Here is a 15,122-nt window from a genome sequence, read left to right as displayed (position 1 = left end):
CCGGCCGCCCCGTCTAGCCGATGTCGTCTCCTCCAGGACCGCCGTATGCGCCGGCCTTGCGGGACTCCGACTCGCCCGCCAAGGTTTCGTCCAGGACTTCGCCGACAATCCGGAATGCCGCCGATGGCTGGTAGCCCTTGCGGGCAAGCATCGACGCGAGCCGCCGGGTCTGCTTGTCTCGTTCGGTCCTGTCGGAGAGGTCGGCGCCGGCCCGCAAACGGCGGGCGACCAAGTCCCTTGCAGCGTTTGTTTCGTCGTCATCGCTCACTTGCGCGAGGGCCTTCTCCGCCGTTTCAGCGTCGATGCCTTTGTCCGCCAATTCGCGTCTCAAGGCACCCCGGGCGAGTTTCCTCGACTGGGAGCGGCTTCGGACCCACATCTCCGCGAACTCGGCGTCGTCGATGAGCCGGACTTCCTCGAAGCGGTCCAAGACGGCTTCGGCCACATCTTCCGGCACGTTCCGCTCAGCCAGCTTGCGTGCCAGCTGAAGCCTGCTCTTGGGCGAGTTGGTCAGTTGTCGGAGCACAATGGCCCGCGCCACTGATTCCGGATTGGCCTCAGGGTCCGCGGCCACGGACGAATCCGCAGAGGGACCCCAGGACCGGGCGCCCCGTCCGGATTCCGACGTCGGCTTGGAACCCGAAGAACCAAAAGAACCCGAGGACCGGGAGTGGCCGCCGCGCTTAGCCGTCAACGGCCTTCAGCTTCGGCGATTTGTCGGCTTCGGCAGGCTTGACTACTCCGACGCCAAGCTTTTCCTTGATCAGCCGCTCAAGGTCCGCTGCCAGCTCCGGGTTGTCACGCAGGAAGCGGCGGGAGTTCTCCATGCCCTGCCCCAGCTGGTCACCGTCGTAGGTGAACCATGAACCGGACTTCTTGATGATGCCGTGCTCGACGCCCATATCGATGATGCCGCCCTCACGGGAAATGCCCTGGCCGTAGATGATGTCGAATTCGGCGATCTTGAACGGCGGCGCCATCTTGTTCTTGACGATCTTGGCCTTGGTGCGGTTGCCTACCGAGTCCGCACCTTCCTTCAACGTCTGGATGCGGCGCACGTCAATGCGGATGGAAGCGTAGAACTTCAGTGCTTTACCACCGGTGGTGGTCTCAGGCGAACCGAAGAAAACGCCGATCTTCTCACGGAGCTGGTTGATGAAGATGGCGGTGGTCTTGGTCTGGCTCAGCCGGCCGGTGATCTTGCGCAGGGCCTGGCTCATGAGGCGGGCCTGGAGGCCGACGTGGGAGTCACCCATTTCGCCTTCGATTTCAGCACGGGGAACCAACGCAGCCACGGAGTCAATCACGACGATATCCAAGGAGCCGGAGCCGATCAGCATGTCCATGATTTCCAACGCCTGCTCGCCTGTGTCCGGCTGCGAAACCAGCAGCGCGTCGGTGTCGACACCCAGCTTTGCCGCGTACTCGGGATCGAGGGCGTGCTCGGCGTCGATGAAGGCAGCGATGCCGCCCTGGCGCTGGGCATTGGCTACGGCGTGAAGCGCGACGGTGGTCTTACCCGAGGATTCCGGGCCGTAGATCTCCACGATGCGCCCGCGCGGCAGGCCGCCAATCCCGAGGGCGACGTCCAGGGCGATGGAACCGGTGGGAATGACTTCGATGGGCGCACGGATATCGTCGCCCAAGCGCATGATGGAGCCCTTGCCGAATTGCTTGTCGATCTGGGCAAGCGCTGCCTCGAGCGCCTTCTCACGATCCTGGTTTGCCGCCATGGTTCACACCTCTGATGCTTTCTCGCTGTGGACTGGCCTGAACGGCCGCTTTCCTGTCTCATCCGACGCTAGTACGAGCCGCTGACAATTTTGCGTGCGACTTCGTCTATGTGGACAACTACGGGCTTCGAATGACACGGAAACCGCTCCGCCAGGACCAATTTTCCTCTGATAGGAGCATAGCCTCATCCGAACAGATATTCGAACAAATGTGCGGGCGTGTCCGGTCAGGAAGCGGAACTCAGAACGTCCGGGAACTTTTGTCGGCGGGCTTGACGTCCCTGCCGAGCCGTCGCTCCGGGGGAACGTCCTGGACGTCGCACAGGGCAAGCCAGACGTCGCGGGGGCTGTAGCCCGCTGCCAAGGCGTCGTCTGCCGTACGGCCGCCGACGCCGGCCAATACAAGGGAGCTGCTGAGGACCCGGGAGTAGCCAGCCCCGAATTCATCGTCCATTAGCCGCCAGAAGTCACTGATCCGCACCAATAGAGTCTCTCATGGGAGCGGACTCTAGAATGGTTGTCATGAGCAACACTCCCGAGGACGCACCAGAGATGGTGGAGTCCGGCGACAACGTCGACGCCGCCCTCCAGCAGGTGGAACACCAGCTGAGCATGTTCTGGCGCCGCGCACGATCGCTTTCCCACCAGTTATCACGCCAGGTCCATCCCGACATGGAGCCAGCCGCTTACGGACTGCTGACGATCATTCGGAAAGAGGGCCCCATTCGCCTGACGGAGCTCGCCTCATGCATCGGCGTCGGAAAGCCGTCGGTAAGCCGCCAGATCGCGTTCCTTGAGAGCATCGGCATGGTCTACAAAGAGGCCGACCCCCAGGACGGCCGCGCACAGTCGATCCGGCTCACCCCCAAGGGCGAAGAAAAGATGCATCAGGTGCAGGACGCGCGCCGGCAGGTCTTCCGGGAACGGCTGGGCGAGTGGCCGCTGGAAGAAATCCAGACTCTGGCGGACTACATTGAACGGCTCAATGCTGCGTACGGCGAAGGAATCGGCAAGGACTGACCGCACCAAGCCGCAGGGACCAACGAAGCCGGATTGACCAGAGAAGGAGGACCTCCAACGGAGGTCCTCCTTCTCTACTTCAAGTATTTGCCGGCGCTGGACCGCAGAGGATCCCGACCAATAGGTCAAGAACGTGCCGGATCGCCGCTCCGGTAACCATGTACCGGAGGTGGCTCGGCCTAGCGGGCTCCGGAGAGCATGCCCTGCGTGAAATCGTCGTTCAGTTCGGCACTGAGCTCGCGGTCGAGATCTCGACCGTAGCGCTGGGCGAATTCCTGCGGGACGGTGTCCGGCACGGCGACGCCTTCGGCGACGGCCACCCGGTCGCTGACCTCGCGGAGCATTCCGGACAACGGAACGTCCAGCGCCGAGCAGATCGAGGACAGCAGCTCTGAGGATGCTTCCTTCTGGCCGCGCTCAACTTCGCTCAGGTAGCCAAGGGAAACGCGGGCGCTGTGCGAGACTTCGCGGAGCGTACGGCCCTGGCGCTGGCGGACATCGCGCAGGACATCACCAATTTCGTGACGCAGTACAACCATTTTGCGCTCCTTCTGTTCGCTCGGTGCCTTCTCGGCCAAGCCCACATCCTTCCAGCGGACAACGCCGTTTACGGATACGGGCTGCTTAACCATCTGTATCGCCTTGCTCCCTCGTGAGTCCGGTTCACCTTGAAGGTGCACCGGTTGTTTTCTACATCCTAGGCGCCCCGGCCATTCCGAGGCGACACAATGTAACAACTATTGGGCCGCTGTTTTTGTTCCCGGCTACTTTACGTGCGGTAGGTCGACATGGACAAGGCACTCCACCAAGCGCTCCAGTGCAGCCGCGGTTGCCTGCGCACGGATTCCCGGCCGATCTCCTCGAAAGGAGTAGGCATGCGCCACGGCTCCGCCGGACGTCGCGACGCCAATAAAGACAGTGCCGACCGGCTTCCCGTCGTGCGGCAAAGGCCCCGCAACCCCCGTAGTGGAGACCCCGACGTCGGCCCCGCAGGCTTGCCTGGCGCCGGCAGCCATTGCCGCGGCAACCTCGGCGTCGACGGATCCGACGGCGGACAGCAGTTCCTCGGACACCCCCAGGATTCCGGCCTTGACCGCATTCTGGTAAGCGACCACCCCGCCCTGGAGCATGCCCGACGCACCGGGAGTATCAGCGAGGGTGGCTGCGACCAGGCCCGCCGTCAACGATTCAGCGGTAGCCACGGTGACGCCCCGCTCGATGGCGAGGGCGACAGCGGACGCGGCCGTCGCATCAGCGGTGGTGCTCATGCGCGCTTGCCGGCGGCGCGAAGCTTTGCTGCTTCGATCACGTATTCGACGCCGGTCCACACCGTGATGGCGAGGGCGACGATCATGACCCAGAAGGCAACGCTGACCAGCCACGGCGCGAACGAATTCAGCGGAAGGATGTAGAGGAAGATCGCGACAGTCTGGACGACTGTCTTGAGCTTGCCGCCACGCGAGGCCGGCATCACCCCGTAGCGGATGACAAAGAAGCGCAGGGCGGTGATTCCCCACTCGCGCACGAGGATGAGGATCGTGATCCACCAGGGCAGCTCCCCCAGCGCCGACAGGAGGACAAGAGCCGATCCAATCAGCAGCTTGTCGGCAATGGGGTCCGCGATCTTGCCGAAGTTGGTGACGAGGTTGCGGCTCCGGGCGATGTCGCCGTCGAGCTTGTCCGTATAGATCGCCACGGCGAAAGCCACGACGGCGGCCCAGCGCCAGACGCCATGCTGGCTGTTGTCCTCCAGGAGGAACCACACGAAGAAGGGGACCAGGACAATCCGGAGCATCGTCAGGATGTTGGGCAGGTTCCAGATATCGGAGCTGCTGGAACCGGCTTTGCTGCCCTCGGATGTAGTCACCCCTCTAGGCTACCGTCCGGTCAGTGACCAGGCGTCCTCGCCGCCGTCGTCCTCGTCATCGGAGCTGTCTGCGCCGTCGTGGTACTCCGTGACATGCTTGCGGCGTTCGAGGTCGGCGGCAACCAGGTCTTCGGCGTAGCCTCCGACGGCGATGTTCGCGTTCGCGTTCTCGCTCAGCGCCGCGGTGTGCGCGTCGGGCGTCACAGGAGCCTCCTGCCCCTTCATGGCCGCCAGCACGGGCGCGAGGTCGTCGGGCTTGACCAGGACATCGCGGGCCTTGGAACCTTCCGACGGACCGACGACGCCGCGCGACTCCAGCAGGTCCATGAGGCGGCCGGCCTTGGCGAAGCCGACCCGGAGCTTGCGCTGCAGCATCGACGTGGAGCCGAACTGGGTGGTGACCACGAGTTCCGTGGCCTGCAGCAGGACCTCGAGATCGTCTCCGATGTCGTCGTCGATCTGCTTCTTCTGCGCCTCGGGCGCGACGTCGTCACGGTAGACGGCCTTGAGCTGGCCCTTGACGTGCTCCACCACCCGGTGGATTTCCGACTCCGTGACCCAGGCGCCCTGCACGCGCATCGCCTTCGAGGCGCCCATGGGCAGGAAAAGCGCGTCACCCTGGCCAATGAGCTTTTCCGCGCCGGGCTGGTCCAGGACCACCCGGGAGTCGGTGACGGAGGACGTGGCGAACGCCATGCGCGACGGGACGTTCGCCTTGATCAGGCCGGTGACGACGTCAACGGACGGACGTTGGGTGGCGAGGACCAAGTGGATGCCGGCAGCACGGGCGAGCTGGGTGATCCGGACAATCGAGTCTTCGACATCGCGCGGGGCCACCATCATGAGGTCGGCGAGTTCGTCCACGATCACCAGCAAGTACGGGTAGGGCTTGATGATGCGCTTGGAGTCGACCGGTGGCACAACCTTGCCGGCACGGACGGCCTTGTTGAAGTCGTCGATGTGCTTGAAGCCGTAGTTGGCGAGGTCGTCGTAGCGGGCGTCCATTTCACGAACAACCCACTGAAGCGCCTCGGCGGCTTTCTTGGGGTTGGTGATGATCGGGGTGATGAGGTGCGGAACCCCCTCGTACGCTGTCAGTTCCACTCGCTTGGGGTCCACCATGACCATGCGGACCTCATCGGGTGTGGCGCGCATCAGGATGGACGTGATCATGGAGTTCACGAACGACGACTTACCGGCACCCGTGGCACCTGCCACGAGCAAGTGCGGCATCTTGGCGAGGTTCGCGACGACATAGCCACCCTCGACGTCCTTGCCGACGCCCATCACCATGGGGTGGTCTGTCCGCCGAGCGTTCTGGCTGCGCAGGACATCGCCGAGGGACACGGTTTCGCGGTCCGTGTTGGGGATCTCGATGCCGATGGCCGACTTGCCGGGGATCGGGCTGAGGATACGGACATCGCTCGATGCCACGGCGTAGGAGATGTTCTTGGACAAGGCCGTGACGCGCTCCACCTTGGTGCCGGGAGCAAGTTCGATCTCGTAGCGGGTCACGGTAGGCCCGCGGCTGAAGCCGGTGACAGTGGCGTCCACATTGAACTGCTGCATCGTGTCCGTCAGTGCGGCCACGACGGCGTCGTTCGCTTCGGTGCGCTCCTTCGGAATGGAGCCTGGCGTCAGGTTGTCCGAGGACGGCAGCGTGTAGGTGACGTCGCCGGCGAGCGACAGTTGTTCGGTGCGCTGCGGGATCGGCGTCGGGGGCGGCGGCGGACTGATCGGCGCGGAAGGCACAATGACCGGGGGGACCGCGGCGGTCGGAGCAACCAGGGGGATCGCTTCGGTGGCGTTGTCTGCTACCGCCTTCGCGCTTCCGAGTCCCTGGGCGGCCTTGATCTTCTCGACCGCGATTTCGGCCTGGGTCGGCCTGCGCACGCCGGGCGGGACGGACGGTCCGCCCTTGGCGGGCGGGGCATCGTCGTCGACGATTGCGTGTTCGAAGGCCTCGTCGCCGACATAGCCCTCCAGCGTGGGGTCGCCGTCGTGGTCCTTGCCGAAGAGGCGCCTGCGGCGCTTCTTTTTCGGTTCGGCGGCCGCGTCGTTTTCGTAGAGGTAGCTGCGGTCATGGGAATCGCCGCGATGCGCGTCGGCGTCCAGGTCGACACCCATGAGGTGCTCGTAGGCGCCGCGGACACGCCGGGGAATGGCGCCGAAGGGCGTGGCCGTCACAATGAGGAGGGACACGAACGCCAGGGCGCCGTAGACCATGACGGGTACCGCTGGGTGGATGGCGGCCAGGGGCGACGCCGCGAGGAAGCCGAGCATTCCGCCCGCGCGCCGGAGGCCTTCGAATCCATCGGCGACAGTCGGTTGGCCGCCGATGATGTGGGCCAAGCCTGTGCCGGCGAACGTCATGATCAGGAAGCCGATGCCCACGCGGTTGTTGCCGCGGCTGTCCCACGGGTGCCGGAAGAGCCGGAAGGCACAGACGAAAAGCATGAGCGGCAGAAGCAGGGATACCCAGCCGAAGGTTCCGTTCACGATGCTGTAGACAACGTCCGGGAACCAGCCTTTGAAGCCCCACCAGGCGAAGGTTGCGATGAAGACACCGAGCACGAGGTTGAAGAGGGCGGCGCCGTCCCGGCGGTCGGCCGGATCGAGGTCGCTGACGTCATGGCCGATCCGGCGGATGCCGGCACCCACCACGTGCCCGATTCCCAGCCAGACACCGGCAAGCGCACGCAGGATCCACGGTTGTTGGGGTTCGACGACGGCGGCTTGCTTGCCGCGGGCCGCGCCTGTGCCGCTCCTGCCGGTCTTGGCCGGGGTCCGGCCGCTGCCCGAGCCGCCGGATTTGCTATTGGAGCTGCCTCTAGGCGCGGAGGTAGTACGAGTCGCCATATCGGCCACGCTACCCCAAGCTGTCCGGAAAACCGCGGATTTCAGGGGCGCGGAGGAACCATGTTGCCCCTGTGAACCATTCGCGGACCTCGGGTTCACGGCGGGCTGGTCTCCAAACACGAACAGCCCGGTTCGTCTGAACCGGGCTGTTCGGAGGCGTCACCGTCCCGGTTAAGCTTCCAAAACCAACGGGATGATCATGGGGCGGCGGCGAAGCTTGCGGTTGACCCACGTGCCGATCACCCGGCGGACCACTTGCTGGAGCTGGTGGTTGGTATGGTCCGCGTGGTGCAGCACGGCGTCTTCGAGGGCCGCGTTGATCTTGGGGATGATCTCATCGAACACGGAATCATCCTCGGCCACGCCGCGGGCGTGGATTTCGGGGCCCGAGACGATCTTGCCGGTGGTCCGGTTGATCACGGTGATAACGGAGATGAAACCCTCGTCGCCGAGGATCCTGCGGTCCTTGAGGTCGGCGTCGGTGATTTCACCCACGCTGGAGCCATCCACGTAGACGAAGCCGACTTCCACCTGGCCCACCACATTGGCCTTGTGGTCCCTGACGTCGATGACCGTGCCGTTGTCGCTGAGGATGACGCGGTCCGAGGGCACGCCGGATTCCTCCGCCAGGTTGCCGTTGGCGATGAGGTGCCGGGTTTCGCCGTGCACAGGCATCGCGTTCAGGGGCTTGAGGATGTTATAGCAGTAGAGCAGTTCGCCCGCGGCGGCGTGGCCGGAGACGTGCACTTTGGCGTTGCCCTTGTGGACGACGTCGGCGCCCAGCTTGAGCAGTCCGTTGATGATCCGGTAGACCGCGTTTTCGTTGCCGGGGATGAGGCTCGAGGCAAGAATGACGGTGTCACCCTGGCCGACAACCACGCGGTGGTCACCGTTGGCCATCCGGGACAGTGCCGCCATGGGTTCGCCCTGGGAGCCCGTGGACATGAGCACCACGCGGTGGTCCGGCAGGTTGTCGATGTTCTTGATGTCCACGAGGATGCCCGGCGGGACGTCAAGGTAGCCCAGCTTCGCGGCGATGGCCATGTTGCGGACCATGGACCGGCCCACGAAGGCGACATTGCGGCCATGCTTGGCGGCGGCGTCGAGCACTTGCTGCACCCGGTGCACGTGGGAGGAGAAGGAGGCGACAATGATCCGCTTCCTGGCCTGGCCGAACAACCGGTCCAAGGTGGGACCGATCTCCTTTTCCGCCGTGGTGAAGCCGGGGACATCCGCGTTGGTGGAGTCGGCCATGAACAGGTCCACCCCTTCTTCACCCAGGCGGGCGAAGTGGCGCAGGTCCGTGATGCGGCCGTCGAGGGGCAACTGGTCCATTTTGAAGTCGCCCGTGTGCAGCACGTTGCCGCCGGCGGTGCGGATGAAGACGGCCAAGGCATCCGGAATGGAGTGGTTGACGGCGACGAATTCGCATTCGAAGGGGCCGAACTGCTCCACCTGACGTTCAGTGACCGTGAGCGTGTACGGCTTGATCCGGTGTTCCTGGAGCTTGGCTTCCACGAGGGCAAGCGTCAGCTGGGAACCGACCAACGGCAAGTCCGGACGCAGGCGCAGAAGGTACGGCACAGCGCCGATGTGGTCCTCATGGCCGTGGGTCAGGACGATGGCGACTACGTCGTCCAGCCTGTCCTCGATGTACGAGAAATCCGGTAGGATCAGGTCAACACCCGGCTGTGTCTCTTCAGGGAAGAGCACGCCGCAGTCAACCACCAGCAGCTTGCCGTTGATTTCGAAAACGGCCATGTTGCGGCCGATCTCCCCCAGCCCGCCAAGGGGCACGATCCGAAGTGTTCCCTGCGGAAGTTTGGGCGGGGTGACAAGTCCGGGAAGGGCGGTTTGGGTCATAATGCGCTACTTTCCGGCGGAATCGTCCTAGACAGTGAAGTCCATTCCAGCTTCCGCCAAGTCCTCGCGGATGATTGCGATCTCGGCGGCGTCCGGCTCCACGAGGGGCAAACGGACAACCGAGTTGGGCAGGACTCCCTGCCATTTAAGAATTTGCTTGGCGGCGACGGCGCCTTGGACCCGGGTCATGGTTGCGCGGACCACGGGCTCGAGTTCGAAGTTGATCTTGCGCGCCGTACCGAGGTCGTTCGCGTTGATGGCGTCGATCAGCTCACGGAAACGGCGGGTGACGACATGGGTGGTAACGCCAATCAGGCCCACCGCGCCCATGGCCATCCACTGGAGGGTGAGGCCGTCGTCGCCCGAGTAGAAAAGGAGGTCGGTTTCTGCCATAACGCGCGTTGCCGCGGCGAAGTCGGCTTTGGCATCCTTGACGGCGACGATGTTGGGGTGCGACGCGAGGCCGATCATGGTCTCCGGTGCGATCTGGATGGAGGAGCGCCCGGGAATGTCGTAGAGCATGACGGGAAGCTCGGTTGCGGACGCAATGGTCTCGAAGTGCGCCCGGACCCCGGCTTGGCTTGGCTTGTTGTAGTACGGGGTGACGATCAGGAGTCCGTCGACGCCGAGCTTCGCGGCTTCCTGGGAGAGGTGCACCGAGTGCGCGGTGTCATTGGTTCCCGTGCCCGCGATGATTGCCGCGCGACCGCCCACAGCTTCCTTCACAGCGCGGAACATGCCGAGGTTTTCCTCGTCGGTGAGGGTTGATGTCTCCCCGGTTGTTCCGGTGACGACCAGGCCATCGCAGCCGTCGTCGACGAGCTTGACTGCCAATTCAGCTGCCTGCTTGTAGTCAACTTCGCCGTCCTTGGTGAACGGGGTGACCATGGCGGTCAGAAGGGTACCGAGAGCAGGAACGTTCGCACGAGAGTCAGACATATGAAAAACGTTACCCTGTCGGCCACGGGTTGGGAGAATGGGGCCCGCGTGATGGTCGTCAAATTCAGCGAAATGGGAGCAAGGCCTCATACGTAGACGGCGGAGACGGCATAGAGGTCCGCTCCCGCCTCGGCCTCGGATCCCCTTGGGTCACCCAGGCTTCCTCGGCGCCGTACAGCTCGAGGTCATAGCCTGTCAGCGACAACTCCGGGAAGACGACAAGGCGGCCGCCCCGCGAATGGGCATCCTCGATAAGGCGCGCGTGTTCCGGCACGTTGGCGGGCACACCGCCGTCGAGCGCTTCGTATTGAATGGCGGCAACTGTCAGGGCGGAATTCACCCAGCTATCCTAGATCAGCGCCTTTAGGCGGGGCCGCTTTGGCAGCCGGAGCGGCCGCCCCCGAACGTCGCCGAGTTGCCCGGATACTGGCCTCCGGGCTTCGCGGCTGTCTCCGGTGAGCAATATCGGGCAACCGCCGACTCGCGCAAGCGGTCCGCCCACGCCCCGAGCCGCTGGGCAGCCCGCACATAGTCGAACAATTCGACGGGGGTCAATGATTCAAGGTCGGTCTCCGCGAGCCGCCGGGCGAGTTCGGCACCCGGTTGCTGTTCGCCCAGAACCGTTCCCTCGCGACGCCACTCCACGTCTTCAGGAGGCTCCCCCGCCACAAGCTGCCGGAAGAGGAAATCGACGACGCCCGGGCTCATCGCCTTCATGGGCCCGTCCAGGCCTTGGGGATAGCCGTTCGGCCGCTTCGAGGGATCGTTCATGCAGCCATGGTATTCGAACATATATTCGAACACAAGCCGTTTGCTTCGAGCCGCCAGCCGCTACCGCTCCGCGGCGGTGGGCTCGGTGCGGAAGAGACGGACGGCGTCGCGCATCGATTCCCTCGCGCGCTTCCGGTCGCCGGCGGCGTCATACGCGCAGCTGAGCCGGAACCAGGAACGCCAGTCCTCCGGGGCGGCCTCGGCCTCCACGCGGTACTTCTCAAACTCGGCGTCCGCCGCGGCACGCACAATGCGGCCCCCGGGTGTCCGGGGCAGGTTGTCCACCGGCAGCCCGCCCTCGGCTTCGAGCACCTTGGCCATCTTCTCGGTGCGCGCACCGAAGACAAGCTCGCGGATCAGCGCCCACGCTCCAATGACGGGAAGCACCAGATAGGCGGCGCCGATTCCCTTGGCAACCAGGTTCGCGTCACCGAGCAGCAGGATCGAGCGTTCGAAAGTGACCACGAGGTAGAGAACCAGCAACAGGGTGACGGCGCCCACCCAGATCTTGGTGCGGTTTTCCTTGAATGCGTTCCAGAGCGAGCCCATGCGCCTACAGCCCCAGGTCCAGATAGCCGTCCAGGCCGACGGTCAGCCCGGGGTGGGACGCCACATTGCGCAGTCCCAGCAAGACGCCGGGCATGAAGGCCGCCCGGTCGAAGGAATCGTGGCGGATGGTCAGTTGCTCTCCCGGACCGCCGAGGAGCACTTCCTGGTGTGCCACGAGTCCACGCAAACGGACGCTGTGGACCCGGACTCCGTCTACCTCGCAACCGCGGGCACCGGCAAGGGCGCTGTTCGTGGCGTCGGGGCTTGCCGGGACGCCGGCATCTTCGCGGGCGGCGGCAATGAGCTGGGCCGTGCGGACGGCTGTGCCCGAGGGAGCGTCCACCTTGTCCGGGTGGTGCAGCTCGATGATTTCCACCGATTCGAAATACTTGGAGGCCGTGGCGGCGAAGGCCGAGGCGAGGACGGATCCGAGCGCGAAGTTGGGGGCGATGAGGACACCCGACTCCGGGTTCGCGGAAAGCAGGCCGCGCAAGGCCGCGAGCCGTGCGGCGTCCCAGCCGGTGGTGCCCACGACGGCATGCATGCCGTGTTCGACGGCGAAGCGGACGTTCGCTTCGGTGCTGTCCGGAACGGTGAGGTCGACGATATATTTCGCACCGGCGTCGAGCAGGGTATCAAGGGAATCGCCGCGGCCGAGCGCCGCGACGAGCTTCATGTCGGCGGCTGCCTCCACCGCTTTGACGGCTTCGATACCCATGCGCCCCTGGGCGCCCAGCACGGCGACAGCAAGTTGTTCGGTCATGCCCTTAACCCTACCGGGCCGCGCACACTCCAACGTGGAGTCGACGGGAAGCCCTCGGCTACTCCCCTGCCCCGACCCACTCGACCGTGCCGTCGCTGAAGAACTGTTCCTTCCAGATAGGCACGTGGGCCTTGATCCTGTCCACAAGCTCCGAGCACACGGCGAAGGCTTGTCCGCGGTGTGCTGCGGCAACGGCGCAGACCAGCGCGGGTTCGCCAATCTCCAGCATGCCGATCCTGTGTGCTGCCCAGATACGGACCGGCCGGGCAGCTTCTCCCGAGTGTTCCGCCACGAGCTTCGCGACGACGTCGGCCATGACCTGCTGCGCAGTGGGGTGGGCGCTGTAGCTGAGCCTGTCGACGGGCTTGCCGCCGTCGTGGTTCCGGACCACACCGCTGAAGCTCACTACCGCTCCCGCGGTATCCGACTCCACGGCTGCTATGGCCTGGTCCACGGAAATCGGCTCTGCGCTGAGGATCGCGCTGATGATTTCGAAGTCGGTTTCAGTGGTCATGGCTTCCCTCCAACTGATCGCAAAGGTGGGCGATGACGGGATCAAGAACGGCGAGGCCGTCCATCACGCCTTTCGGTGAACCCGGCAGATTCACGATGAACGTCTTGCCGGCTGCGCCTGCATGGCCCCGGCTCAGCATTGCCATGGGAGTCTTGGCAGCTCCGGCTCGGCGGATGCCTTCCATGAGGCCCGGAATTTCGCGGTCCAACAAAGGCAGCGTCACTTCCGGAGTGAGATCGTCGGGGCTCAGCCCCGTGCCGCCGCTCGTAATGACGACGGCAGGTTCCTGGGTCAGCAGGGCGCGGATGGCGGCACCGACGGGCTCACCATCCGGCACCACCATGACCGGAAAGGTCTCGTAGCCATGTTCGACCAACCAGTCCAGGATCACCGGGCCGGTCTTGTCCTCGTAGATTCCGGCCGCCGCGCGGTTGGACGCAATGACGACGCCGGCCTTCCGCGGGCCGCGGCCCGGTTCGCAGGCGTTCATGCGCGTACTCCTTCGCCAGGGGCACTGGAGGAGGCGGGAACGGCCCAGTCGCCGCTCTTTCCGCCGCTCTTGGCCAGCACTTGGATGCCGCTGATGACCGCGTGCTTGTCCACTGCCTTGATCATGTCGTAGACGCTCAAGGCGGCCACCGATGCCGCAGTCAAGGCTTCCATTTCCACGCCCGTGACGCCCCGGGTCTTCACCGTTGCCAGGACAACCACCGCGTCCGGGCCGAGTTCGAAGTCCACGGTGACCTTGGAAATCGGCAGCGGGTGGCACAGCGGGATGAGTTCGGGCGTCTTCTTGGCTGCCATGATGCCGGCGACGCGCGCTACGGCAAGGGCGTCGCCTTTCGGAAGCTCACCCGCTCCGAGCAGGGCAAGTACCTCGGACGTGCTGTGGACGGTGGCTGTGGCGGTTGCCTCCCGAGTGGTCACGGCCTTGTCGGAGACATCGACCATTTGGGCTGTTCCGTCCTGGCGCAGATGCGTAAGCGCGCCGCCGATGCCGGCGGGTTCTGGAGTGTCATTCACAACATCCATACTTCCACTTCCGCTCCGGCGTCGAGTTCCGTGACGGCTGCGGGCACGTGGACCAGCGCGTTCGAGTTGGCGAGCGCATGGATGAGGTGGGAGCCGGCGCCCCCTTCCAGCCTGACCGTTCCGCCGGGAAGAAGAGTGCCCCGGCGGACCTGGTGCTTGCCGGCGGGCGAGGTCAAAGACTCCGCGAGGCGGGCCCGCAGGCTCGGCCGCAATGCGGGACTGCCGACGACGGCGGCGAGCGCAGGGCGAAGGAACATCTCGAAGGACACGAGGCAGCTCACGGGATTGCCCGGGAATCCCAGGAAGGGCAAGCCGTCGAACGTTCCGATCCCTTGGGGGCCGCCGGGTTGCATGGCCACCGACACGAATTCGACCGGCTGGTCCATCATGGCCTGCCGGACCACTTCGTAGGCGCCCTTGCTGACGCCCCCGGTGCTGACGATGAGATCGACGGTGCCGCCCAGGCCGCGGAGGAGCGCCAGCAGCTCGGTGGGATTGTCGCCGCTGATTCCCGTCCGCGTGACGTGGAGGCCGGACTGCAGCATGGCGGCTTCGAGCAGGGTTCCGTTGGAATCGTAGATCTTGCCTTCCGGCAGGGACGTACCGGGTTCCACCACTTCATCGCCGGTGGTGACCAGAAGCACGCGCACCGGCGTGCGGACCTCGACGGCGGTCATCCCCAGGGCGGCGAGCAGCCCCAATTGCCCGGGTCCGAGGGCCGTTCCCGCGCGCAAGGCGACAGTTCCGGCGGTGATGTCGCTCCCGGCGTCGCGGACGAACGTTCCGGGCTCCGTGGTGGGAAGGCGGACGGTTGATGGGACACCGGAGACGGGAAAGACATCAGGCACTGCCTGTTCGATGGGCACGACGGCGTCCGCCCCTTCGGGCATCATGGCGCCGGTCATGATCGGGGCTGCGGTGCCGGGCATGAGCCGGACCGGTGCCGCGCCGGCAGGCACGGGATCCACGACCGTCAGTTCCGCACCGGCGTCGCTCCCTGCGTGCGGTGCCAGATCCGCTGAGCAGACGGCAAAACCGTCCATCTGGGAGTTGGCGAACGGCGGCAGGTTGAGCGGGGCCACGACGTCGGCGGCCAGTACCCGGCCGAGCGCCCCCATCAGCGGCAGCTCTTCGGCGCGGTCGTTGCCTGCGAGCCCGGACAGCAGATCCTGGACGGCTTGGCGGTGGGCTGCGACGGATCGTGCCACGAGT

General features: G+C 65.2%; 18 protein-coding genes. 1 reads left to right on the top strand and 17 read right to left on the bottom strand.

Annotated features, from left to right (window positions below; genetic code table 11):
• Positions 1-13: 13 nt before the first annotated feature.
• The 3 genes from KNN17_RS10540 to KNN17_RS10530 form a co-directional block, all read right to left on the bottom strand.
• Entirely contained in the window at positions 14-574 is a 561-nt protein-coding gene (locus tag KNN17_RS10540) for a regulatory protein RecX (RefSeq protein ID WP_372489656.1), read from the bottom strand.
• Between the two features lie 109 nt (positions 575-683).
• The gene (gene recA, locus KNN17_RS10535) at positions 684-1,733 is read right to left on the bottom strand and encodes a recombinase RecA (RefSeq protein ID WP_078105671.1); all 1,050 of its coding nucleotides are present in this window, start codon (positions 1,731-1,733) and stop codon (positions 684-686) included.
• A 241-nt stretch (positions 1,734-1,974) separates the two neighbouring features.
• On the bottom strand, positions 1,975-2,214 hold the full coding sequence (locus KNN17_RS10530; RefSeq protein WP_241708817.1) for a DUF3046 domain-containing protein: 240 nt from the start codon (positions 2,212-2,214) through the stop codon (positions 1,975-1,977).
• Between the two features lie 41 nt (positions 2,215-2,255).
• On the opposite strand from KNN17_RS10530, the gene KNN17_RS10525 reads away from it, so the two are divergent.
• Positions 2,256-2,753, top strand: coding sequence for a MarR family winged helix-turn-helix transcriptional regulator (locus KNN17_RS10525; RefSeq protein WP_241708816.1), 498 nt, complete (start codon positions 2,256-2,258; stop codon positions 2,751-2,753).
• 179 nt (positions 2,754-2,932) lie between these two features.
• Here KNN17_RS10525 and KNN17_RS10520 read toward each other — a convergent pair whose 3' ends face one another.
• The 14 genes from KNN17_RS10520 to KNN17_RS10455 form a co-directional block, all read right to left on the bottom strand.
• On the bottom strand, positions 2,933-3,385 hold the full coding sequence (locus KNN17_RS10520) for a helix-turn-helix domain-containing protein (protein WP_078105673.1): 453 nt from the start codon (positions 3,383-3,385) through the stop codon (positions 2,933-2,935).
• 132 nt (positions 3,386-3,517) lie between these two features.
• On the bottom strand, positions 3,518-4,021 hold the full coding sequence (locus KNN17_RS10515; protein WP_078105674.1) for a CinA family protein: 504 nt from the start codon (positions 4,019-4,021) through the stop codon (positions 3,518-3,520).
• Positions 4,018-4,620 (bottom strand): CDP-diacylglycerol--glycerol-3-phosphate 3-phosphatidyltransferase, encoded by a 603-nt coding sequence (gene pgsA, locus KNN17_RS10510; RefSeq protein ID WP_241708814.1) that lies wholly within the window; start codon positions 4,618-4,620, stop codon positions 4,018-4,020. Before pgsA ends, KNN17_RS10515 begins: the two co-directional genes overlap by 4 nt.
• Before the next feature lie 9 nt (positions 4,621-4,629).
• On the bottom strand, positions 4,630-7,479 hold the full coding sequence (locus KNN17_RS10505; RefSeq protein WP_241708813.1) for an FtsK/SpoIIIE family DNA translocase: 2,850 nt from the start codon (positions 7,477-7,479) through the stop codon (positions 4,630-4,632).
• Between the two features lie 171 nt (positions 7,480-7,650).
• Positions 7,651-9,342 (bottom strand): ribonuclease J, encoded by a 1,692-nt coding sequence (locus KNN17_RS10500; protein ID WP_078105676.1) that lies wholly within the window; start codon positions 9,340-9,342, stop codon positions 7,651-7,653.
• Between the two features lie 27 nt (positions 9,343-9,369).
• Positions 9,370-10,281 carry a 4-hydroxy-tetrahydrodipicolinate synthase gene (dapA, locus tag KNN17_RS10495; RefSeq protein WP_078105677.1) on the bottom strand — a complete coding sequence of 304 codons (912 nt, stop codon included), beginning with the start codon at positions 10,279-10,281 and terminating at the stop codon, positions 9,370-9,372.
• 64 nt (positions 10,282-10,345) lie between these two features.
• Positions 10,346-10,621, bottom strand: a complete 276-nt coding sequence (locus tag KNN17_RS10490) for a nitrilase-related carbon-nitrogen hydrolase (protein WP_241708810.1) — start codon at positions 10,619-10,621, stop codon at positions 10,346-10,348.
• A 23-nt stretch (positions 10,622-10,644) separates the two neighbouring features.
• On the bottom strand, positions 10,645-11,052 hold the full coding sequence (locus KNN17_RS10485) for a hypothetical protein (protein ID WP_241708809.1): 408 nt from the start codon (positions 11,050-11,052) through the stop codon (positions 10,645-10,647).
• A 60-nt stretch (positions 11,053-11,112) separates the two neighbouring features.
• The gene (locus KNN17_RS10480) at positions 11,113-11,601 is read right to left on the bottom strand and encodes a hypothetical protein (RefSeq protein ID WP_241708808.1); all 489 of its coding nucleotides are present in this window, start codon (positions 11,599-11,601) and stop codon (positions 11,113-11,115) included.
• Between the two features lie 4 nt (positions 11,602-11,605).
• Positions 11,606-12,364: a 4-hydroxy-tetrahydrodipicolinate reductase gene (dapB, locus tag KNN17_RS10475; protein ID WP_241708807.1), complete on the bottom strand. Its 759-nt coding sequence runs from the start codon at positions 12,362-12,364 to the stop codon at positions 11,606-11,608.
• A 58-nt stretch (positions 12,365-12,422) separates the two neighbouring features.
• Complete coding sequence (locus tag KNN17_RS10470) at positions 12,423-12,878, bottom strand: molybdenum cofactor biosynthesis protein MoaE (RefSeq protein WP_241708806.1); 456 nt, start codon at positions 12,876-12,878, stop codon at positions 12,423-12,425.
• Positions 12,868-13,368 (bottom strand): MogA/MoaB family molybdenum cofactor biosynthesis protein, encoded by a 501-nt coding sequence (locus KNN17_RS10465; RefSeq protein ID WP_241708804.1) that lies wholly within the window; start codon positions 13,366-13,368, stop codon positions 12,868-12,870. Before KNN17_RS10465 ends, KNN17_RS10470 begins: the two co-directional genes overlap by 11 nt.
• Positions 13,365-13,910, bottom strand: a complete 546-nt coding sequence (gene moaC / locus KNN17_RS10460; protein WP_274619698.1) for a cyclic pyranopterin monophosphate synthase MoaC — start codon at positions 13,908-13,910, stop codon at positions 13,365-13,367. Before moaC ends, KNN17_RS10465 begins: the two co-directional genes overlap by 4 nt.
• A complete protein-coding gene (locus KNN17_RS10455) occupies positions 13,898-15,118 on the bottom strand; it encodes a molybdopterin molybdotransferase MoeA (RefSeq protein ID WP_241708802.1) in 1,221 nt (406 codons plus the stop codon). Before KNN17_RS10455 ends, moaC begins: the two co-directional genes overlap by 13 nt.
• Positions 15,119-15,122: the final 4 nt, after the last annotated feature.

Source organism: Arthrobacter bambusae, assembly GCF_022606295.1.
GTDB lineage: Bacteria > Actinomycetota > Actinomycetes > Actinomycetales > Micrococcaceae > Arthrobacter > Arthrobacter bambusae_A.
The sequence above is the reverse complement of the archived record's forward strand: the minus strand, read 5'-3'. Positions and strand labels throughout refer to the sequence as shown.

Excerpts from the sequence above, each read along its gene's own strand:
- KNN17_RS10520 (WP_078105673.1), bottom strand. The coding sequence starts at position 3,385 with ATGGTTAAGCAGCCCGTATCCGTAAACGGCGTTGTCCGCTGGAAGGAT.
- dapB (WP_241708807.1), bottom strand. The coding sequence starts at position 12,364 with ATGACCGAACAACTTGCTGTCGCCGTGCTGGGCGCCCAGGGGCGCATG.
- recA (WP_078105671.1), bottom strand. The coding sequence starts at position 1,733 with ATGGCGGCAAACCAGGATCGTGAGAAGGCGCTCGAGGCAGCGCTTGCC.
- KNN17_RS10470 (WP_241708806.1), bottom strand. The coding sequence starts at position 12,878 with ATGACCACTGAAACCGACTTCGAAATCATCAGCGCGATCCTCAGCGCA.
- KNN17_RS10480 (WP_241708808.1), bottom strand. The coding sequence starts at position 11,601 with ATGGGCTCGCTCTGGAACGCATTCAAGGAAAACCGCACCAAGATCTGG.
- KNN17_RS10515 (WP_078105674.1), bottom strand. The coding sequence starts at position 4,021 with ATGAGCACCACCGCTGATGCGACGGCCGCGTCCGCTGTCGCCCTCGCC.
- moaC (WP_274619698.1), bottom strand. The coding sequence starts at position 13,910 with ATGGATGTTGTGAATGACACTCCAGAACCCGCCGGCATCGGCGGCGCG.
- KNN17_RS10485 (WP_241708809.1), bottom strand. The coding sequence starts at position 11,052 with ATGAACGATCCCTCGAAGCGGCCGAACGGCTATCCCCAAGGCCTGGAC.
- KNN17_RS10500 (WP_078105676.1), bottom strand. The coding sequence starts at position 9,342 with ATGACCCAAACCGCCCTTCCCGGACTTGTCACCCCGCCCAAACTTCCG.
- KNN17_RS10525 (WP_241708816.1), top strand. The coding sequence starts at position 2,256 with ATGAGCAACACTCCCGAGGACGCACCAGAGATGGTGGAGTCCGGCGAC.
- dapA (WP_078105677.1), bottom strand. The coding sequence starts at position 10,281 with ATGTCTGACTCTCGTGCGAACGTTCCTGCTCTCGGTACCCTTCTGACC.
- KNN17_RS10505 (WP_241708813.1), bottom strand. The coding sequence starts at position 7,479 with ATGGCGACTCGTACTACCTCCGCGCCTAGAGGCAGCTCCAATAGCAAA.
- KNN17_RS10465 (WP_241708804.1), bottom strand. The coding sequence starts at position 13,368 with ATGAACGCCTGCGAACCGGGCCGCGGCCCGCGGAAGGCCGGCGTCGTC.